Below are 21,197 nucleotides of genomic sequence, written 5' to 3' on the forward strand. Positions count from 1 at the left end.
GTGTGTGCAATGCTCCGTCTCCGCTGAACAGCGGGGCGGGGCGTTTTTTATTTTGCCTGTGGGCGGCGCGCCATTGTGGCGTCATCACGCGCAATGCCGAGCGTGTTTGGCTCAGGGCTATTCTTCCGGCAAGCGGGTTGGGCGCCAGTCCGCCCCATGATGCACGCTGCGGCGGATGGGTTCCCCCGTGGCGCAAAAGGTGAACCGATGCATGACGAAAAGCGGGATCCTTCCGCTGAAGAGGATGAAGGACAAGAGGAGGAGCTTGAGGTCAAGCTGCCTCTGGAGGAGATTGCCGAGGCCCTGGAGGTGAGCGAATTCGAGCTGGAGAACGCCATCGATATGGGCTTGGCCACCATCGAGCAGGAGATGTCGCAGATTCTCGTTAATGGCCGTATGCGCGACCGTATGCGCCTGCTGATCAGCTATCGCGGCAACACCGTGGCGGTGGGTGTGCGCCAAGAGGTGGATGAGGACGACTAACCGACTTTGCCTCAGGCGCGTGGGTTGGGCTCTTCTGCGGGCAAAAAAAAGCAGCGTGCCGATTCTGTCGTCACGCTGCCAGCTTGCGTCTCCCGTGTGGGGAGGTGTGTGAATGATCCGCGTTGCGGGAAGCCCAGCCATCTCGGTCGCCAGACGGGTCCCAATAAGATGCTTCAGCGGGGAGTGTGTTTCTCGGGCCTAACAGCCGGAGCGACCGCACCGCGTTCATTGCTTATCTATAAAGCAATCCCGGCGCCATGATCATTGGCATCTTTCCGTTTTTGAAAATCCGCTGATTTCCCCATGCCTTACAGAGTTTCTTTAGGGCGGAGCCCGCACCCCTGCCGTGTGGCGTCGGGTCAACTGTCGGGAAAAAAACGCCACATTGTCGCCCTTATGACGCCGTTTTGGCGTCATCCGACAGATAGTGCGCGATATCCACCTCGTCGCACTGTTCCGGTTGCAGGAACTGCTCGCCATACTGGCGATAGACGCCGCTGGTGAGGAACAGATCGAACAGTTCCGGGTCCACGTGGCCGTCGTTGCGCATGAAGGAGAGGATGCGCACCGCTTCGCTCAGGCTCTTGGGCTTTTTGTAGGGGCGATCGGAGGCGGTGAGGGCCTCGAAGATGTCGGCGATGGCCATCATCCGCGCCGGAACCGACATATCCTCTTTGCGCAAACCGCGCGGATAGCCGCTGCCGGTCATGGTCTCGTGGTGCGAGCCAGCGTATTCGGGTACGCGCTTGAGGAATTTGGGGAACGGCAAGGTCTCCAGCATGGAGATGGTCTGTAGCATGTGGCCGTTGATGATATAGCGATCCTCAGCGGTGAGGGTGCCGCGCGAGACCGCCAGGTTGTAGAGCTCGCCCATGTTCTGCTTGTTGTCGGGCACGGCCATGGTGAAGCCGTAGGGGTTGTCGCCGTAGGGCTTGCTGGGGTCGGCCATGCGCCGTGGGGTGACGTGATGCGGTTTGTCCGCCAGCAGCGGCTCTGTGGCGGGCGGCGCAATGGGCGGCTCATCGCCATAGCGCAGCAGCTCGTCCTGGGACAGGCCGATGCGGTCGTCAAAGTGGCGCGTCCAGGTCTGCTCGGCGATGGCGCGCAACCGCTGGATATCCTCCGGGTCCATGAACTCCCCGCCCTCGTTGCAGCGGGCGATGAAGGCGTACTCCTCCTGCAGGCGGGCCAGCTCCGCATCGCGTTTGGCGGCCAGCGCCTCCTGATCGGCGGAAGGCTCGGTCATGTCGCGCCAGTAGTCGATCTCCACATCGCGGTAGAGCGCCTCATAGCGCATGCGCACCTCGTGGATGCGGTTGTAGATGGTCTCCAGCTTGGTGGCCTTGTCGACGATATGCTCGGGGGTGACCACCTTGCCGCAGTCGTGCAGCCAGCCCGCGATCTTGAACTCATAGCGTTCGTCATCGTTGGCGAAATGGAAGTCGGCAAATGGCCCGCTGTCGCTCCTCTCCGCCGCCTCCGCCAACATCTGCGCCAGCATGGGCACGCGGTTGCAGTGGCCGCCGGTGTAGGGCGATTTGGCGTCGATGGCGCCCGCAATCACCTGAATGAAGGCGTCAGTGAGCTTGCGCAGCCCCTCCACCAGATGGTGGTTGGCCAGCGCCACCGCCGCCTGCGCGGCCACCGCCTCCACAAAGCCGATATCTTCATCGCGATAGGGACGCGGCTGGCCGTCCTCGTCCAGGGCGTTGAGCAGTTGCAGCACGCCGAGGATCTCGCCCTCGTGGGTTTTCAGCGGCATGCACAGCATGGAGACGGTGCGATAGCCGGTGTCCTTGTCCACGCTCTTGGCGCCGGACATATCAAAACGGGTTTCGCGATAGACGTCGTCAATGCGCACGATCTCGCCGGTGGCGCCCACGTGGGTGGCGACAAAACGGCTGTTTGGCGCGCCGGTCTCGTCAAACAGCGGCAGGCGGATATCGGGCAGCTCATCGGTTTTGGTGCGGATGGCGAAGGTGAGGGTGTCGTCATCCTGGCGCAGGTAGAGGGTGCCGGCGTCGCTGCGGCTCATCTCCACTCCGCCGGTGAGGATGGAGCGTAGCAGTTTGTTGCGCTTGCGTTCCGAGCCGATGCTGATGCCCAGTTCGATGAGCTTGTGCAGACGTTTCTGCGAGGCGTCGCGCTGCTCGGTGCGACTCTGCAACGTCTTGAGCATCTTGCCTGCGGATTCGATTAGATCGTTGGCTTCAGTGATGAACGAGCCGCCGGGCAGGCCGGTGACCGATTCGGTGCGGGCAAAGCCCTGGAAGGCGGTGGAGAGCTGGCCCAGATTGCGGCTAAGCAGCCAGGCGGCCATCAGCGCCACCGGCAGCAGCACCGCCAGCAGGATGATGGTGAGCGAGCGAATGTTGTCGAACATCGTCTCCACCGGCCCCATGAAGCTGGCCAGCGGCGCGCTCAGCGCCAGGGTGACGGGCGAGTCCAAGCCATCCAGATCATTGACGTAGAGGATCTCCTCCATGCCTTCAGGACCCACCATGCGCGCCCGTTGGCCACTCTGCGGAGAGTAGAGGGAGGAGAAGCGCATGGCCCAGGTCTGGTTGGCGTCATCCAGGTTGCTGAGCAGGGGCAGCGGCAGGGTGACAAGGCCCGATTTGGAGGGGATGTGCGCCTGCGCCAGCACCTGCTTCTGTCGATCCAGCAGCACCGCATGGGAGCCTGGCCAGTGGATGCGATGGGTCAGGAAGGCGTCCAATCCGCCCAGGGTCAGATCCACGCCGATGATTTCACCTTCATGATCACTGCTTTGAATCGCCGCGCTGATCCCCAACTCGCTATTGGAGTGGAACACGTAAGGGTCGGAGAAGGTGACCTCTTCAGACTGCATCGCTTTGCGATACCACGGGCGCACGCGGGGGTCGAAGGTGACCTCTTTGCTGATGCGTACATCCAGCATCCTGCGATTGGCGTCGAGAAAGCGCCAACTCTCAATGCTTTTGCCGTTGGAGCGATCGATGGCGCGCACGATGTAGGCGGTGTTGGGCGGCGCGCTGCGCGCCTTGGCGATCTGCGGATCGTTTAACGCGTTGATGACTTGCAGAAAATTCCCGTTGGGGTGCGACAGATAGACGCTGTAGACCGCCGGGGTGTGGGTCACGGCGACGATAAACGGTTGCGCCATGGGGTGGGCCAGACCGTTGGCGTCAATGGGCGTATGGCTGAGGGGATTGGAGATCTGAATGGCGGCGGTGAGCTTGGCGGAGTCGAACACGCTGCTCAGGTGTTTGGTCAGGATGCTGGCGCGCTCCTGAAAGTGCGACTTGGCGTTGACCTGAGCCGACTGCGCGCTCTGGTCGTGGACAATGGTGAGCACGCCTTTGAACAGAATGCCACAGCTCAGAATCACCAGCAGCATGATGCCGATGTGCAAGCGCACGCGGAAAAAGGGTGTTTTTGCCAGCATGGTCGAACCTTCCCCCAAAGGCGACTGAAATGGAGTTCGTGCTTCAACTATGCCTATCGGTTCGCCAATGGCAAAGGTTTACATATAAAAACCGTAGGGGGTGGGGATCGTCTCACGCCAGCCGCTAAAATGAAAATGGACATACCGCCGCAGCATGGGCGGCTGTGGCCAACTCTCCAGCTCAGCTTGTAATTCCTCGTTAAACCGTTCGATCTCCTCTTCTGACTGGCGTAGTTGGATACGCCAGCTCACCAGCGGGCCGGACTCGGTTTGATTCAGCTCCAGGGCCACGGCGGGTTTGCGCAGCACCCCGGCGGGGTAGACCTCCTGCGCGCGCAGCAGCGCCAGGGCGCGCTCCTGCACCTGTTGCAACGCCGCGTCGCTGATCTCGCGCTGGTCGAACAGCTCCAGCACCCCTTGCAGAAAGTGATACAGCTTGCGGTAGACCGGGGCCTGACTCTCATCCACCGAGCGGCGCATCCACTCGTGGGCCTGGTGAAACGCGCCGCATAAGATGGCGTCGCGGATAATCTGTTGAATCACCCCCTGATGCGCGGGGTCGACTTCATGAGCCAGGAGGGCGCGGTCGCGGGCGGCGGTGAAGAAGCCCAGTTTGCGCAGGGAAGCGCCATACTCCAGATGCGGCTGCGCCTGCCCGGGCAGCAGATTGATGTGGCTCTTGTGCCAGCTCTCCATCTGCGCCGGTTCGTGGTTGAGGCAGGCCAGACGCGCCAGGGAGAGATTGGCGAATTCGGGCTCGCTGGAGAGCTGCTGCTCGGCCTCCTTCTTCAGGCGGCGCAGAGTGAAGGGGTCGGGCTCCGGCGTTTGATTGAAGATCTTGTTGATCTGCCGAAGGGTGTCGTGGGCGGGCGTGCGCGGCATCGAATCGCCTCAAGTGTCGTCGCCGGGCGGCGCCCGGCGAACGGTGGAGGGGGCTTTCCATTGTGGGGGCGGTCGCCCCCACGGAGTCAAGCGTCCTCGGGTGTGAGCGCCACTCTCAGCACTGCACCCAGGGCAGCCCCTCTTTGCGCCAGCCGTTGAGAGAGGAGCGGTGGTGGTTGTCGTCGCGGTCGCCCTCGAAGCCGGAGACCACATGGGCCACGCGCTGAAAACCGGCCGCCAGCAGCGCATTGCCGGCGTCGATGGAGCGGTGGCCGGAGCGGCAGATGAGCAGCACCTGCTGATCCTTCCCAGCGTTCTGGCTCACCTCTTTGACGAAATCGGGGTTGATCTCAAACTCGGGGTAGTCCTGCCAGGGGATATTGATCACCCGCGCCGGATGGCCGACATAGAAGTGCTCCAGCTCCATGCGCACGTCGATGAACACCGTGCCCTCCTGCTGCGACAGCGCGTAGGCGTCGGCGGGGGAGAGGTGGTGCAGCTCCGGATTGGAGGGGCTGTGGGGGGCGGACGGCAGCATGGCGGTCTCCGATGGGTTGCGGGTTACTCCGGCAGGCGGATCAACGCCTGTTTCAGCCGGATGGGGCGGGTGGCGGGGGGCAGATCATCCTCCACTTCCAGCTCCAGGCGGGCGATCTGCTCGGCGTTCAGATGCTTCTGCGCCCAGCGCATCACCACGGTCTGTTCAATGTCGCCGCAGTGCATGGCGTGGTCGAGGGCCTGACCGAGCAGGAGCAGGCGTTTTTTCGCCGCCTTGTCCGATGCGCCCGTTTTATCCGGTTTGTCCGCCTTGTCCGCTTTCCTGTCAGACTTGGCGTCGCGGGTTTTGTTCTTGCGCTTGATCGGCGCCGGGGCGTCGCTCTCCTGGGGCAGCAGATGGTCGACCCAGGCGGCCTCCTCCATGGCGACCAACGCTTCGACGCTCTGGGCGCCGGTGAGCGCCACTTTTGGATGACGCTTGGTTTTGCTCTTCTTCAGTTTCTTCTTGCCCATGGACCTGCCTTGAGAGGGGAAAACGGCTATTGGGACGACGAGGCGTCGGGAGCGGCGGCGGCCTCCCAGTGCGGCGGCGGATAGGAGGGGCGCGTGAGCAGATAGCCGATAAGAATGGCCAGCGTAATCCCCACTGGCGCGGTCACCGACAGCGGCGCCTTGACCAGCAGCACCAAGCCGATGTAGCCGACGCTGATGGCGCCCACCGCCAGCAGTTTGCCCAGTCGCGAAATGACCCGATGCTCCACCCACTGCTGCAACGGTGCGCCGAACAGCGGGTGATAGTAGAGCCAGTCGTGAAAGCGTTGCGAACTGCGCGCAAAGGCCCACAGCGCCACCAGCAGAAACGGCGTGGTGGGCATCACCGGCAGCACCGCGCCGATCAATCCCAAAACGACGGCAAGCCAGCCGATGGAGAGGAACAGCCAGCGTCGCCAAGTGGGTTGCGCATCAATATCCATGGGCAGTCAGATAACCCGACAGGCGGTTCCGGGCAAGGGAAAACCGCCCCGGCGCACAAGTGTTAACGCGTACTGAGGATTTGTCTGGCGCGCGATGAAGGAAGTTCCGCGCGCGGAAGATTTGTGTGATTGCGGAATTCCGGGCGCAATCGGGCTCAATAGGGCGGAATCTGCACTGGATTGACGAAGGTGTGGATGGGCAGAGAGCCGCCGGGGACCAGCACATGCTCCTGGAAGTCGGGCTGCTGCGGCGTGGCGATGATCACCGGCATGATCATCATGCGTGGCGGGCTGGGGCGCGTGGGATCAAACCGCGGCAGATCGAAGGTGGGGCGATCGGCGGGCAGTCTGGCGGCGACTTTTTTCGCCGCTTGCGCCTTTTTGGCTTCGGGGCAGATCGCCTCGTCGGCGTGGGCGAGGCTCACAGACGCCAGCGACGGGGCGATGAACAGGGCGGCGGCGATGAACGTCATGGACAGGGCGCGCATGGCGGCTTCTCCATCGGTCTATGCGGTGGATGTCTGCGCGCGCCATCGGCGCCGCGCTATCCTGACCTATCGGTTGTGGCCCAGCGCCACACAAGCGCTTTCGCCAGGTCCGAAGCCGCCGTGGCGCTGGGGGCGGGAACCCGCGCCAGCGCCGCCCACGGCGACAGCGCGCACCAGGAGGCTTGCGGCGGGGAGTCGGCGGACCACTTGGGGTGGGCGTCAAACGCCCGCTGCACGGTGTCGCGCCACAGGTCGGCGGCGTAACGGGAGTCGGCGATGGCTGCGGTGACGGTGAGGATGGGCGTGGGGGTGCGCGTGCCGGCGATGGCGGGCATGGGCGGGGCCAGAATCGCGAACTGCAGCAGCGACGGCGCCGCCGTGCTGGCCACCCGCAGCGCGTAACCGGCGATGCCGGGCAGGGAGATCAGCGCGCCGCTGGCCATTTTGTCCACCATTTTCTCGGTCTCGCGGCGCCAGCGCGGCGAGATCTGTTCAATGTCCAGGGTCGATTGCAGCGGCGTATTGAGGGTGATCAGGCGCATGGCGTTCCGTGGGCTCAGAGCTGGTCGGCGATCTGCTCAAGTTGGGCAAACTGCTCGGGGTCATTGACGTTGGTGAACGCGGCGGGGCAATCGGAGAAGTCGGCGTGGGCCGCATTCACTTGCCGGGCCCAGCCGTTCAGACGCTTCTCGCCGCTGTGCAGACAAGCTTGCAAGGGGCGCTCCAGATCGCGATGGATCAGGGCGAAAGCTGGCTGTGGGCGGGTTCCGTCATGGGCGATGGCCATCAGCGCGCCGCTCTCGGCGCGGGCGCGCAGCAGGCGTTGGGCCAGGTCCAGCGGCAGCAGGGGGGCGTCGCAGGGGGCGGTGAGCAGCCAGTCGGCGGGGGTGTGGGAGAGTGCTGAGAGCACGCCGCACAGCGCGCCGCCATAGGGGCCGCCATCGTCGACAACGACCGGCGCGCCCCATCGGGCGTACTCGGCTGTATGGCGATTGGCGCTGATCAGCGCGCTGTGGGATTGCCCGCGCAGGCGCTCCAGCACATGCAGCGCCAGGGGCTTGCCGCGCCAGGGGATCAACCCCTTGTCGCGTCCGCCCATGCGTTGGCCGCGTCCGCCCGCCAGCACCACGGCGCAGATGGTCGCGGAATCCGCCATGCGCCGGGTCGCCGGACGCAGTTAGGCCAGCACCGTCAGGGCGTGGGACCAGTACTCATTGGCGTGGCCGAAGTGGCCGCGGGAGTTGACGGTGAGATTGTAGCCGTAAGCCTCAAAGTGGGGCGCGAACTCGTCGTTGTCATACTGCGCGCCGCTCCACATCAGCAGCGGCGGATAGCCATGGGGGCGCACCAGTAGATCAGGGATGGAGACGAACGCCGCGCACTGCTCCAATGCCCCGGCGAGCAGGAACTGCTCCGGCAGCGAGGCCATCTGTTCGCGCGCGGCGGGAACCGAATAGCCGGGCAGGCAGGGCAGCAGCACACCCACCACGACATCGTCGGCCATGCGCGCCAGCAGCGTCTCCTGACGCGCCCCCGGGGCGGGGGCGAGCTTGCCGCCAAAGCCGCCGATGTGGTGGTTGGTGAAGTCGTAGTCAGGCTGGACCTCGCCAAAGGCGGCGGCCACAGCGGGGATGTAGGTCTCCTCCACCGCCGCGCCCAGATCGGCGTAGGTCGCCCGCGGCAGCATGAAAGGGATCGCCTGGCTGGTCAGCACATCGGCGGTGTTGGGGTCGGCGCGCAGACTCGCCAAAGCCGCCTCCACCCGAGCCTGGAAGGCCGCCGCGTCGGGCGCGCCTTGCAGCGGCAATAGGCGCGTCAGACGGCTGTGGATGGCGGCGTAGTCGATCTGTTGCGGGTCGATCTTGAAGTAACCGCGGGAGATGGGGTGCGCCTCGGCTTGCAGGCCGACAGGGGGGATCCGCCGCCCGGTGTCGTCAAACAGGCGGGTGGGGGCGGCGGTCTGGGTATCGGTCTGGTCGAGCATGGCGTCCTTTCCGTGCGGAATTCAGCGTCAAGCAAAGCGTCTGGCGCGGGTCAACAAGATCAGGCGAACAGCGAATCGTTGTCGGAGAAGCCCTGGCCATAGGGGATCGGCAGGAAGGGCTGATCCTTGGTCTTGGCGGTGTGAATGGCGATGAACTTCTGATCCTCACCGATGAGGCAGTCGGGACGATGGGGCCCCAGCCACGGGTTGCGCATGCCGCGCGCCAGCACCTCTTTGAGCGGCGTTTCGCGCAGATTGCCCAACGAGAAGTCGATGTAGGGGCAGGGGGTCACCTCCATGGTGTCGGTGATGGTGATGATCCCTTTGACGGTGATGCAGCCCTTGTAGGAGCCGTAGGAGGGGGTCATGTGGGTGAAGACCTTGTACTCCTTCTCCAGCTCGCGCACGGCGTCGGCGTCCTCTTTCTCAATCACCAGGTCGGCGTGCTCTTCACACGAGCCGGTGGGCTTGGCGTAGCAGGTGTAGAGCCCCACGCCGCGATCGGTGGAGAATTTGCACAGGTCGCGGAACTCCTGGGTGCGGGCGCGTCCCTTCACCAGCACGGTGGAGAGGATCAGGTTGAGGCCGGCGTCGAGGCTGGCGTCGATGGCTTGCATCACGCGCTTATAGGAGCCCGGCATGTTGCGGAACTCGTCGTGGTCGCCTTCGATGTAGCTGTCCAGGGAGAGCTGCACCTTCTCCACGCCGATGGATTTCAGATGGCGCGCCTTTTCGTCATCCAGCAGCCAGCCGTTGGTGTCGGTGATGATGTAGTGCTTGTCTGGATCGATGGCTTCCACCACCTCATCGAAGTCCTTCATCAGCAGCGGCTCGCCGCCGGTCAGCACAAAGCGCGCCAGCCCCAGTTCGTCGGCCTGACGCGAGATTTCGCGCACGTCGTCCAGATCCATTTTGCGGCGCGAGTCTTCGATTTTGAAGACCTTGCGCAGATGACGATCCATATAGTGTTCCGCCGAGCAGTGGGTGCAGGTGAAGTTGCACAGATAGCTCTTTTCCAAGCGGATGATGGGGTTGATCTCGCCGCGCGCCTCCTGGGCGGAGATGGCGGCCAGCTTTTTCGCCACATAGGGTTTGCGCGCCATCAACTCATTGCGCTTGTTCTGTTCGTCCGGGTTCAGGGCGCAGTTGGCGTCTTCTACGATGGTGGTCATGGCTGAGGTATCCTGTGCAGTGGGGAGGGACCGCCAATGCGCGGGCGCTCCTCTCTGGTCAAAAGGACGCGCGCGCGGCGCGTCACATGGGCCATACGACTCTGTTTAACATGATCCACGCGGTTTGTCCGGGGATCGCGAACGAATTGTCGCATTCAATGATTGCGCCAAAGCCAGCGCATCCGCCAACCCTCTGTCGGGGTCCGGATGGAGAAAATTTGGACGACGGCGCCTAGGGAATTGGAGCGTGGCGACCGCGGTTGGGTTCCCTGTGGAGTCAAAGTAAGAAAAAAACATGTAAAAACTCAAAAATTAGGCGGAAATCAACTGTGTGATTCAGTATGCTTCAAGTGGGGTTCTCCAGCAAGAGGAGGGGGAATGACGGCTTCTACGCTTCCGCAAAGCTCCATGAACCAGGCGCTCACAGGGTCGGTATTCAACCGGGCGCTGGCGATTGTGCTGGCGATGTTGATCGCAGTGACTCTGCTGTGGCTGTTTCTCTCTTTGCGCGAGGCGCGTCACGACGCTCAGCTGATGCACGCTCTGGGCAGGCAGCGGGTGTTGGTTGCCGAGATGAACGCCGCCGGGCTGAACGTTCTGATTCGCAACAATACGCTGCGTTTCCTGGAGCGGCAAGTGGGCGCTTTGGACGACTATGTCTCCAGTCTGCGCAGCGTTTACGCCAGTGAGGTGACGCAGGGCTTCGCCCCGCGCATGGCCGACCCACTCGCCTTGGACGGGCCGACTCACATCCCCTCTCCCGCCACCTTTATTCGCATGGTCAATGCGCGCTTCGAGTCGGTTTCCGGGGCGCAATTGGAGATCCTCTCCAACAAGCCGATGAACCCGGACAAGGGCTTGCGCGACGAACTGGATCGTGAGGCGTTCCGGCGCCTGGCGCTGGATGGGGCGGAATTGGTTGCTTTGCCGCAGAGCCGCGACGGCAAACTCTTCATCCGCTTCTATGCGCCAGACCGCGCCACCTCGGAAACCTGTTTAGAGTGCCATCGCGCCCAGTTTCCCAACGCCAAAGTGGGCGATCTGTTCGGCGCGCGGCTCTACGTGTTGCCCTTCTCTGATGACGCCGATGAGGGGATGGCGGCGCTGCATCCCGGCAACACGCGGCATATGCAGTTGGAAGAGTCCTATATGGAGCTGCTCGCCGCGCTCAAATCCGGCGGCTACTACCATGAGAGAGGCCAGGAGCGGGATCGCCTGTGGCTGCCGCCATTGAGCGCGCCCGCGGCGCAGGCGTTGATCGTGCGCACCGAAGATGCGTTGGTGCGGCTGGATCAGGCGTTTCACGCCCTCTATGTCGGCGATACCGCGTCGCAGGCGTATCGCCAGTCCCACCGGGCGTTTATCGAGCACGCGGATACCCTTTCACATTTGAGTGAAGAGCTGTTTGCTCTGTATGAAACACGGGTGGCGACGCATCGCCGAGAGGTGATGCGCGCCGCTGTGGCGTGCGCGCTGGTGATGTTCCCATCGCTGTTCTGGTATGCGTGGCGTATGCTCAATAGACGGCGGCGTGAGCAGATGCTGTGGCGTCAGGCCGAGGAGCTCAATCATCTGGTGGATGCGCGCACCCTTGAGTTGCAGCAGGCCAAGGAGCAGGCGGACGCCGCCAATCAGGCCAAAAGCGAGTTTCTGGCCACCATGAGCCATGAGATCCGCACGCCCTTGAACGCCATTCTCGGCATGGGCGAAATGGTGGCCTCCACGCGTCTGGACAACGATCAGCGCGAGTATGTGCAGATCATTCGCCGCGCGGGCAATGCGTTGCTGGAGACCATCAGCGATATTCTGGATCTGTCGCGCATCGAGGCGGGCCAGTTGGAGCTGGAGTCGATCGATTTTGATCTGCCTGCGCTCACCCACGGCGCCTGCGAAGTTCTGGGCGCCTGCGCGCGACAGAAAGGGGTGGATGTCGTCGCGTATGTGTCTGAGGATGTGGGGTGCAACTATGTGGGCGACCCCACGCGTTTGCGGCAGGTGCTGGTGAATTTGGTGGGCAATGCGGTCAAGTTCACCAAGGAGGGGCGCATTACCGTGGAGGTCTCCCGCTTGCCGTCGGAGGGCAGCGACAACGAGCGCTTGCAGTTTCGGGTCAGCGATACCGGCATGGGCATCACGCCGGCCAAATTGGCGTTGATCTTCAAGCCGTTCACTCAAGCCGACGCCTCCATCACCCGCAGCCATGGCGGCAGCGGTCTGGGACTCTCCATCTGTAAGCGTCTGGTGGAGATGATGGGCGGCGGCATCGTAGTCAGCAGTCAGGTGGGGGTGGGCAGCGTGTTCACCTTCAGCGTAGCGCTCAAGCAGGCGTTGGCGTCGCCTGCTGTGGGCGAATGGCGCGAGGCGGAGCCCGACCCGCAGGCGAGGAGTGCCACAGCGCCGCGCAGCATGCGAATTTTATTGGTGGAGGACGAGCCTGATAACGCCAAACTGGTGCAGGCGTTCTTGAAGGATCTGCCCCATGAGTTGACCTGGGCGGAGAACGGTTTGCAGGCGGTGGAGCTGTGCCAAAATGAGCGCTTTGATCTGGTGCTGATGGATATTCAGATGCCACAATTGGATGGCTATGCGGCCACCGGGCGGATTCGCACATGGGAGCAGCGCCAGGGGCGCGAACGCTGTCCCATTGTGGCGTTGACCGCGTTTGCTCTGCAAGAGGATGTGGCGCGCTCAGAGCGCGCCGGATGTGACGGCCATCTGGCCAAACCCATTCGCAAACAGGGGCTATTGGATGCGATTGAACGCTATGCAAAACGACCGCAGGACGATGCGCCGCATTAGCGCTTGGCGACGCGCGGCGCAACTGCTGAGCGTGGCGGCGCTGCTGCTGGCGAGCGCCAGCGCGCAGGCGGCGCAGATCACCTGGGCGGGCTGCGGCATCACCAAGAACGGCATCACCAAGGCGCTGGCCACCGCCTATGAGCGCAAAACCGGGGTCACCATTGAGGTGCGCGGCGGCGGCGCCCTCAAAGGGCTGCGCGATGCGCGCGCCGGGCGCGTGGACGTGGCGGGGAGCTGTCGCTACGCGCTGCCCGTGCCGCAGGAGGCGGGCGCCAACATGATCCCGGTGGCGTGGGATGGGCTGGTGATGATCACCGCGCGCGACAATCCGGTCACTGGGCTCACCAGCCAACAGACGCGGGATGTCTTTGAAGGGCGCATCACCAACTGGAAGGCGTTGGGCGGACGCGATGAGCGCATCGCCCTGTTCACCCGGCGGGGGAAACTGAGCGGCGTGGGGCATATGTTCCGAGTGATGTTCTTCCGCAACCCGTACCAGGAGTATCCCACCGCCGAGGAGGCGCCGCGCTCTTCGGGCTTGATCGAGATGCTGGTGGGCAAAGGCAGCGGTGGTTTCGGCCTTTCCGGGGCCTCCAGCGCGCACAAACGTCCTGAAGTGAAAATGTTGTCACTGGATGGGGTGTATCCCTCTCAGGACAACATCGCCTCTGGCCGATACTACTTGATACGGCCTCTCTATTACGTGTTATCCGATAGCGCTTCGCCACAAACGCAAGGGTTTATCGATTTTGCGCTGAGCGCAGAAGGCCAAGCCATTGTCGAGGCCGAAGGGGTGGTGAGCTTGGCCCAGGGACGGGGTTTGACCAAACTGTTCAAAGAACGCTTCGGCGCGCAATATTTGGCGGCGCCGCTACGGGATTAACCCGCGCGCGGGGGCGATCGCCACGAGAGCCGCGCCAGGGGCGTTACGCGCAAGACGACAGAATCCGTTCTTCATCGGTCGCATGATTTCAGGCCGGGGAAAGGCATTATGAGCATTCGCATCACCCTTGTGCTGTCGTCTGTGCTGATCATCATCCTGTTGGGGTTCAGCATGCTGGCCGCCTCCTGGTTGGAGGAGCGGGTGGTGCAGGACGCCAAAAACGCGCAGCAGCTTGAGCGTCACGTCAACCAGCTGGAGATGGTGGCCAAGTCGGTGGACGATGCGCTGTTGCTGCACGGACCCAGCGTGGCGCTGCAGAACATTCGCGAGCGCGTATCGCGCTATGAGCAGTCGCTACTGGGCATCACCTCCACCGACAAACTGCCGCTGCAGACCGTGCAGCGGGTGCGCCAGGAGGTGACGCCGTTGTGGCGCAACTATCGACGTCTCATCGATAGCATGTTGCGCCTGCCCGATCTGGCTTCGGACAACGAAGACGCCCTCTACTATTTCCTCGATTTGCGCGAACAGCACCAAGGCTTGTTGGATAAGCTCGAAGAGGTGCGCGAATCGCTGTTGGCGCGCACCGAAGCTGAAGCCAAACAGGCCCGCAGCATGGCGCTCACGGCGCTGGCGGGGTTCAGTCTGGGATTGATCGCCCTGCTGGTCTATCTCTACCGGGTGATCATCCCGCCGTTGACCGGACTGTCGCAGGCGCTCATCGAGACCCAACGCACCGGCTCCTTCTCCTTGCGTCTGGAGAAGCGCCAAAATGATGAAGTGGGCGCCGCCGCCGACGCCTTGAACGCCCTGTTGGAGTCGCTGCAGGCGAGTATTCAGAGCGTCATCGGCGTGCTCGAGGCGATGGGGCTGGACGCCTATGATCAGCGCGTCAAACTGCCCATGCGCGGTGATTTGGCGGTGCTGAAACAGGCGGTCAACTCCACTGCCGACATCCTCGAAGATCACACCCTGAGCCGCATCGCCGCGCAACGGCAGGCGGAGAAGGCCAATCAGCTCAAGAGCGAATTCCTGGCGGTGATGAGCCATGAGATTCGCACCCCCATGAACGCCATCATCGGCTTCACCGAGATGTCGCTGGCCGAAGCGCCGCCACAGCCGCTGCACAACTATCTGGAGAAGATCCATCTCTCCGCCGACAGTCTGCTCTACATCATCAATGACATTCTCGACTTTTCCAAAATCGAAGCCAACAAGCTGGCGCTGGACCCCCATGCTTTCCAACTGGCCACGGTGCTGGACGAAGCCAGTGAAATGCTGCGCAACAAGGCGCTGGCCAAGGGGCTGACGCTGACGCTGGACGCGGGTGAGATCGGTTTTTCCTGCTTTCATGGCGACAGTCTGCGCCTCAAGCAGATCATCCTCAATCTGGTGGATAACGCCATCAAGTTCACCCGCTCCGGCGCCGTCTCCCTGCGCGTACAGCGTCAGCAGGGTGAGGGCGAGGCGCTGGACGTGCTGCGCTTTGAGGTGAGCGACAGCGGCATCGGCATGGACCCGGATCAGAAGCGGCGGCTGTTCTCGCCCTTCAGCCAACTGGACGCCTCCACCACGCGTCACTTTGGCGGCACCGGTTTGGGACTCTCCATCTGCAAGCGTCTGGTGGAGATGATGGGGGGGCGCATTTGGGTCAATTCCGAGCCGGGGCAGGGCAGCGTGTTCTTCTTCACCGTGCGGATGAGCGCGCCGGATGAGCCGTTCGCCCCGCCGTTGATCCAACCCGAGGGCGCTGTCGACGCCGATGTGTGGATTGTGCTCGAGGGGGGTGACGAACGCGTGGTGTTGACGCAGCGCTGCCGGTTGTATGGGGTGGATCCCCGCCTGTTTGACAGCATGAGCGACGCCATGGCGGCGCTGCAACGCTCGGAGCAGGCGCGCTGTGATGTGCTGCTGGTCTCCGCGCAATTGCTGAATGAAGCGAAGCCTGGCGGCGCCACCTTGTGCGATCTGCCCGCCAATGCGTTACCGCCGTGGCGCGCGGTGTTGGTGGATTATCTCAACGAGGAGGAGGGGCAGTGTCAAAGTTTGTCGCAAACGGTGTGGAGCGATCGGATTGAGCGCCCGGCCACCTATCGCGCGCTGCATCGTCTGATGCTGCGCGCCCTGGGGATGGAAGGACAGGCGCAGCAGAGCCAGAGCGAAGGATTGAGCGAAAACGAAGTGTTGAGCCGCATTGGCGGACGCTCCGTGCTGTTGGTGGAGGATAATCGCATCAACCTGCAGGTGGCGGAACACGTGCTGACCTCGGTGGGGTTGATGGTGGTGTGCGCCGACTCGGGCCGCGAGGCGCTGGAGCAGTGCCGCAGCAATGCGTTTGACGTGGTGCTGATGGATATTCAGATGCCGGATATGGATGGCTATGAGACCACCCGCTCGCTCAAAGAGCTGTTGGGCGAGGCCACGCCGCCGGTGATTGCGCTGACCGCTCAGGCGCTGGCGCGCGAGGATGCGGCGTGGGAGAGCGAAGCGGCGCTGTGGTCGGGTTATGTGACCAAACCCATCAATCGCCAAGCGTTGTATCAAGCCTTGATTGCGGTGATGCCGCATACCGAGCCGCTGGCGTCGCCCCCAGAGCCAAGCGTGATGGAGAGCGCCCTTACTGGCGAGTCGTCGAGAGAAGCCGACGCCAGAAACTGGCCAGAGTTGCGCATTGATGAACTCAACCTGTCCGATGCGCTGGCGCGATTGGGCGGCAATCGTCCCTTGATGGCGAAGTTGCTGCTGGAGTTTCATCAGGATATGCGCGACTATCCGCGCAAAATCCGTCTGAAGATTTTTGAGCAGGAGCCCCCTGATTATGAGGCGGGGTTCTATCTGTGTCATACGCTCAAAGGCGCGGCGGCCAATATCTCCGCCCAAGCGCTCTACGCCAGCGCGCTGAAATTGGAGAATATTTTGATCAGCCCCTCCAAGGATGGGGTGCAGGATGCGTTGTTGGAGATCGCCCAGGCGACTCATGCGCTTGACGCCAGCATTATCGCCAATGAGGCGTTATTGCAGCGCGAGTTGGCGCAGGAGCAGACGCAGATGCGCCAGGGGGGGGCGTCAGTGGACTTTCCCGCCGCCATGCAAACTTTGGCCAACACGCTGAGCCTTCTGGATATCAATGCGTTGCGTTTGTGTGAGGAGCTGGAGCCGCAAATCGCGGCGGCGTTCGGGCGGCAAGCGACGGAGAAATTGATGTATTTAGCGAGACGCCACCAGTATAAGGCGGCCTATGAATTGGTGGTGAGTTGGATGCCTTCGCTGGGGGATGTGGGGGCGCCGGGCGAGGCGTGAGGGTCGAGCTGAACAGAGTCGAGCTGTGGGTTGTCTCTTGTATTTTGAGTTTAAGTGTCTGAAAGTAAAACGTCGGTAGGCCGGAGTTTGGCTTGTATTGATATTGGGCGCCAAAAGTGTGGTCTGCGTAAGCGTCGGCGGCGCAAGGAGCAGGAACGTTGGATATCGAGGACAAATCCCGACGGGTGCTGATCGTCGATGACGTGCCCGGCAATATCAACGTGTTGATCAATTTTCTGCAGAGCCACTACCAGGTCTCTGTGGCGACGACCGGGCAGGAGGCGCTGGACCATATTCGGCAGACGCCGCCGGATCTGGTGCTGCTGGATATCCTGTTGCCGGATATCGACGGCTGGAGCGTGCTCAAAACCCTCAAAGAGGATCCCGAACTCAAGGAGATCCCCATCATCATCCAGACGGTGCTGGAGAATCAGGCCGACTTCAATAAAGGCATCTCGCTGGGGGCGTACTACTTCCTCACCAAACCGGTGAGTCAGGAGGTGCTGCTGCCGTTGATGCGGGTGATGCTGGAGGAGCAGCGCCGCACCAACTGGCTGCGCGAGCGCGCCGATCAGTGGGATGCGTTGCTGCCGTGCACCCATGAGTGGCGTCTGCGCATCACCAATCAGCAGGAGGTGTATGCGGCGGCCAAGGTGGTCTCCTGCCTGTGCGCCCATGGCAAGCGGGTGGCGGTGGCGCTGGTGGAGCTGCTGGCCAATGGTCTGGAGCATGGCATCGCGCGCATCACCTTCGATGAAAAGACCCAGTTGATGGAGGTGGGCAAGTTTGAGGCGGAGTTGGAGCGTCGCTTGGCGCTGCCGGAGAATCGCGACAAGTTCGTCTCGCTCACTTTTCAGGCCAGCGGCGAACACGTGAGCATGATCATCGAAGATCCCGGCAACGGCTTCAATTGGCGCGACTACATGGACTTCAAGCCCGAGCGCCTGACCTATCTGCACGGCCGCGGGGTGGCGCTGGCCAACTCCCTGTTCAGCTTAACCTACTCCGATCGCGGCAATCGGGTGGAGCTGCGTCTGCAGCGCGCGCTTGCCGAAGATTCCGAGTAATCAAACCCTAAATGGCGCCATCGACCTGTAAACGCCCCCGCGTTACGGGGTGGCTTCAAAGGCCATGGTTTTCAGGTAGAAGGCGTCCAACGCGGCAAACAGCGCCCGGCGCTTGGCGTCCAACCCTTGCAGGCGCGCTTGAGCTTCCGCCAACTCGCCGCGCTTGACCAACTCGGCGACTTCGCCGGCCAGCTCATGCACCGCCCGGTGGGGCGCTTCCAGCGCTTGGAACAGGGGCTCTTCGCCCAGTGCGGCGCGTCCCTCGCCGTCATACCACTTGCCAAACGCACACTCGTGCATATCGTTGAGCGTCAGATTGTCGCCGCCGCCCTGGGACAGGCTGTAGAGCGCGCCCATCCACGACAGGTGCGCCTGCTTGACGCGGCCAATATCGAAGGCGGGCTGGCCTACATTGAAGCGCGCGGCGGCGTCGGCCAGGGCCAGGCTGCCCTCCTGCGCGACATTGAGCAGCGCCACCGAGCTGTCCACCACGCCATTGAGGGTTTCGGCGTCGCGCTGGGCGGCGCGCATGGTCTGCTGCACTGCGGTGGAGGAGTGGGCGACCTCATCGGCAAAGGCGCGGCTCTCGTTGATGTTGGCGGTGACCGTGTCGCTGGCTTGGGAGACCGCTTGCGCCCCCTCCGACAGCTTGACGGTGGAGGCGGCGATATCGCGCGCGCCCTCGGCGGCTTCGGCGGAGGCGCGGGCCACATCCTGGGCGGCGTTGCCCAGCTCCGAGGCGTTGCGATGCACCTCCTGGTTGGCGTCTGAGACCCGCTGCATCGCCTCTTCAATCTGCGCCACCGCGCTCTCCTGCCCCTCCATGGCGTTGGTGATATCCTGATTGATGCTGCTCAAGGTGGAGATCATCTGGTGGATTGACTCCATGGCGGTGGCGGCCTTGAGGGTCTGCTCGCGGATATGGCCGGTCTTTTCATGGATCATTTTGGTGGCGTCGCCGGTCTGGCTGGCCAGCTCCTTGACCTCATTGGCCACCACGCCGAAGCCCTTGCCCGCTTCGCCGGCGCCAGCGGCTTCGATGGCGGCGTTCAGGGCCAGCATGTTGGTCTGGTCGGCGATATTCTTGATCAGACCCACCACCTTGACGATCTCGTTGGCGGCGGCGGTGAGGCCATTGACCACCTCCAGGGTGGCGGAGGCGTTGTCGCGCGCCTCGGCTGAGGCCTTGTCGGCGCGGGTGACGCCATGGCTCACCTGGGCGGTGAGGCCGGACATCTCATGCATCACGTCCTGGGCGTGGCCGGTGGCGTCGGAGACCCGTTGCAGCTGCTGTCCCACCGCTTCGATGTTGGCGTTCATCTGTTCGGCGGCGGAGGCCATGGAGCTGACATTGTGGCTGGCCTGTTCGCTGGCGCTGGCGATGGTGTGGGTGTTCTCCGAGAGCATGCCGGAGACGCGATTGAGCTCCTGCAAGCTCTCTTGTGAACGCCCCAGAGTGGCGTTGAGATCGTGAATTCTTGTATCGATCTCTTTGTTTTCGCTCACCACAGAGCGCGCTTTTTTGGCGCTATTGGCGGCCCCATGGTGGAGCGCGTCATTGGCGCTGCCCTGCTCCTGCACCACCGCCGAGAGGGATTGGGATTGCAGCAGCAGTTGCAACACGCTCTGTTCGATGCCGTTGCGCATGGTGACCAGATGGTGCGCCACTGACCCGGCGCGCGCTTTTGGCAGCGCGACCGAGAGGTCGCCGTTGCTGATGCGGGCAAAGGCGGCGATGAGGGCGTCGATCTCAATGCCCAGTTGGCCGATGATGCCGCGTGCGATCAGCACTGACAGACCGACGCCAAAAATCGCGGCGAGAACGCCGATCAGGCGGGAAACATCCACCAGCGCATCGATCTCCTCACGACTGCTGGCTTGGATCTCATCGCGGCTCTTCTCCACGCTCTGACTCAACCGCGAGATGAGGGGCTCGATGGCGTGCACGGCATCGCGCATGGTCTCGGTCTGTTTGCCGAGATTCTGGTTGATGGCCACCAGCGCGTGGAAGCTCTGCTGGTAGGTTTTCAGCAGCGCGCTGATCTGCTCCAGGCGCTCGGGCGGCAGTTTGCTGGAGGCGGCGTTGGCGAGGATGGCGGCGGCCTCCTGGTCCAGGCGACCGATGTATTTCTCCGCTCCGCGCGCCAGATAATCCTTTTCGTGGCGCCGCATCATCAAGTAGTGGAACCAGGCGTCGGGGATGTAGTGGTTGGCGAACAGCTCGCTGATCACATGGGCTTGGCCGCTCATGTTCTTGTAGATGGGCTCGTCGGTCTCCGGGATGACGCCGCTGCTGCGGCGTTCGACGTAGGCGTGCACGGCGGCGGCGTAGGCTTCCCCGGCGGCGCGAAACTCGGCTTTGACCGGGTCCGAGAGCAGGGCGGTGTCCACATGGTGGACATAGGAGGCGTAATCCTTCTCCCATTTGGCGACATATTTGTCGAGGCCGCGCACCACGTAATCCTTCTCTCGACGGCGCATGGAGAGCAGGTCGATCCAGATTTTGGCGCTGTCGTAATCCTTGAGCAGCTTCTCCAGAGCGTGGGCGGCGTCACGGAACTGGCCCTGCAGGCCGCTCTTCTCGTTCAGGCCCTTGGTCTCCCACTCTTTGGCGACCTGCTGGAAACTCTCCTGGTAGGCGTCGATATTGCGCCGCACATCGCCGCTGAGTTTGACCAGATCCGCTTGCTCCAGGCCGTTGGCCAGTTGCCCCAGTTGGTGGGAGAGCTTGCGCACGCAGTCGCTCTGTTGGCCGACTTTTTCAATGTATTTGGCCTCCAGGCGCAGGAGAAAATCCTTCTCCGAGCGGCGCGCCTGCAGCATGCAGCTTTCAATGGAGAGCCCCAGCCGCTCCATCTGCCCATAGGCGTCGAGAATGGCGGCGTTATCGCGTTGCTGGCGCACGGCGCTGTCATAGATCAGGCCGATGACCGCCATGGCCAACACCAACGCGAGGGTGAGAATCGCCAGCCGTTTGCTCAGGGGGAGTTGTGTGAACATGGGGGCTCCGCGCGCCAAATTGTTGCGTTCCCAGCGGTGTGGCGAGAGGGGGCCGCAGGGGGGAATTGCTTCTGCAAGTTATTTTGCATGGCAGTAGTGCGTGTGATTTTAAGTAAATAAAATAAACTGTCTACGCAAAACTTCCCGCTCCATGGGAACATGAATTCATAATGTCGAACGCATTGCTGTATGTGACATTTGTGCGAATATTGAGTGTATTGTTTGTGAATGTGTGCCTAT

The 21,197-nt window shown here is 62.7% G+C and carries 16 protein-coding genes; 5 read left to right on the forward strand and 11 right to left on the reverse strand.

All coding sequences use genetic code 11. The annotated features are described in order from the left end of the window. Positions 1-207 precede the first annotated feature (207 nt). Positions 208-483 (forward strand): hypothetical protein, encoded by a 276-nt coding sequence (locus MAIT1_RS03725; RefSeq protein ID WP_085440871.1) that lies wholly within the window; start codon positions 208-210, stop codon positions 481-483. A gap of 394 nt (positions 484-877) precedes the next feature. Here MAIT1_RS03725 and MAIT1_RS21990 read toward each other — a convergent pair whose 3' ends face one another. From MAIT1_RS21990 to MAIT1_RS03775, 10 genes are all read right to left on the reverse strand, one after another. Then, positions 878-3,910, reverse strand: coding sequence for an HD domain-containing phosphohydrolase (locus MAIT1_RS21990; protein ID WP_198947784.1), 3,033 nt, complete (start codon positions 3,908-3,910; stop codon positions 878-880). 78 nt (positions 3,911-3,988) lie between these two features. Next, positions 3,989-4,792 carry a hypothetical protein gene (locus tag MAIT1_RS03735; protein WP_085440872.1) on the reverse strand — a complete coding sequence of 268 codons (804 nt, stop codon included), beginning with the start codon at positions 4,790-4,792 and terminating at the stop codon, positions 3,989-3,991. A 115-nt stretch (positions 4,793-4,907) separates the two neighbouring features. Further along, positions 4,908-5,330, reverse strand: a complete 423-nt coding sequence (locus MAIT1_RS03740; protein WP_198947785.1) for a rhodanese-like domain-containing protein — start codon at positions 5,328-5,330, stop codon at positions 4,908-4,910. A gap of 23 nt (positions 5,331-5,353) precedes the next feature. Continuing rightward, positions 5,354-5,803 carry a hypothetical protein gene (locus MAIT1_RS03745; RefSeq protein ID WP_085440874.1) on the reverse strand — a complete coding sequence of 150 codons (450 nt, stop codon included), beginning with the start codon at positions 5,801-5,803 and terminating at the stop codon, positions 5,354-5,356. A 26-nt stretch (positions 5,804-5,829) separates the two neighbouring features. Further along, positions 5,830-6,264 (reverse strand): YbaN family protein, encoded by a 435-nt coding sequence (locus MAIT1_RS03750; protein WP_085440876.1) that lies wholly within the window; start codon positions 6,262-6,264, stop codon positions 5,830-5,832. A 155-nt stretch (positions 6,265-6,419) separates the two neighbouring features. Continuing rightward, on the reverse strand, positions 6,420-6,752 hold the full coding sequence (locus MAIT1_RS03755) for a hypothetical protein (RefSeq protein WP_085440878.1): 333 nt from the start codon (positions 6,750-6,752) through the stop codon (positions 6,420-6,422). A 56-nt stretch (positions 6,753-6,808) separates the two neighbouring features. Then, positions 6,809-7,294 (reverse strand): hypothetical protein, encoded by a 486-nt coding sequence (locus MAIT1_RS03760; RefSeq protein ID WP_085440880.1) that lies wholly within the window; start codon positions 7,292-7,294, stop codon positions 6,809-6,811. A 14-nt stretch (positions 7,295-7,308) separates the two neighbouring features. After that, entirely contained in the window at positions 7,309-7,908 is a 600-nt protein-coding gene (gene mobA / locus MAIT1_RS03765; RefSeq protein ID WP_085440882.1) for a molybdenum cofactor guanylyltransferase MobA, read from the reverse strand. A gap of 21 nt (positions 7,909-7,929) precedes the next feature. Beyond that, entirely contained in the window at positions 7,930-8,736 is an 807-nt protein-coding gene (locus MAIT1_RS03770; RefSeq protein ID WP_085440884.1) for a hypothetical protein, read from the reverse strand. A 59-nt stretch (positions 8,737-8,795) separates the two neighbouring features. After that, the gene (locus tag MAIT1_RS03775; protein ID WP_085440885.1) at positions 8,796-9,908 is read right to left on the reverse strand and encodes a radical SAM/SPASM domain-containing protein; all 1,113 of its coding nucleotides are present in this window, start codon (positions 9,906-9,908) and stop codon (positions 8,796-8,798) included. A 378-nt stretch (positions 9,909-10,286) separates the two neighbouring features. Between MAIT1_RS03775 and MAIT1_RS03780 the strand changes: the two genes are divergently transcribed. The 4 genes from MAIT1_RS03780 (at position 10,287) to MAIT1_RS03795 (ending at position 17,957) form a co-directional block, all read left to right on the forward strand. Further along, on the forward strand, positions 10,287-12,707 hold the full coding sequence (locus MAIT1_RS03780) for an ATP-binding protein (RefSeq protein ID WP_158089296.1): 2,421 nt from the start codon (positions 10,287-10,289) through the stop codon (positions 12,705-12,707). Further along, on the forward strand, positions 12,694-13,590 hold the full coding sequence (locus MAIT1_RS03785) for a substrate-binding domain-containing protein (RefSeq protein ID WP_158089297.1): 897 nt from the start codon (positions 12,694-12,696) through the stop codon (positions 13,588-13,590). The genes MAIT1_RS03780 and MAIT1_RS03785 overlap by 14 nt, the downstream gene beginning before the upstream one ends. A 108-nt stretch (positions 13,591-13,698) precedes the next feature. Next, positions 13,699-16,890: a hybrid sensor histidine kinase/response regulator gene (locus MAIT1_RS03790; RefSeq protein ID WP_085440889.1), complete on the forward strand. Its 3,192-nt coding sequence runs from the start codon at positions 13,699-13,701 to the stop codon at positions 16,888-16,890. Positions 16,891-17,048: 158 nt separating this feature from the next. Then, entirely contained in the window at positions 17,049-17,957 is a 909-nt protein-coding gene (locus MAIT1_RS03795; protein ID WP_085440891.1) for a response regulator, read from the forward strand. 42 nt (positions 17,958-17,999) lie between these two features. Here MAIT1_RS03795 and MAIT1_RS03800 read toward each other — a convergent pair whose 3' ends face one another. Then, positions 18,000-20,957 carry a methyl-accepting chemotaxis protein gene (locus tag MAIT1_RS03800; RefSeq protein ID WP_085440892.1) on the reverse strand — a complete coding sequence of 986 codons (2,958 nt, stop codon included), beginning with the start codon at positions 20,955-20,957 and terminating at the stop codon, positions 18,000-18,002. Positions 20,958-21,197 lie beyond the last annotated feature (240 nt).

Origin of the sequence: Magnetofaba australis IT-1 (assembly GCF_002109495.1) — a bacterium.
Taxonomy (GTDB): Bacteria; Pseudomonadota; Magnetococcia; order Magnetococcales; family Magnetococcaceae; genus Magnetofaba; species Magnetofaba australis.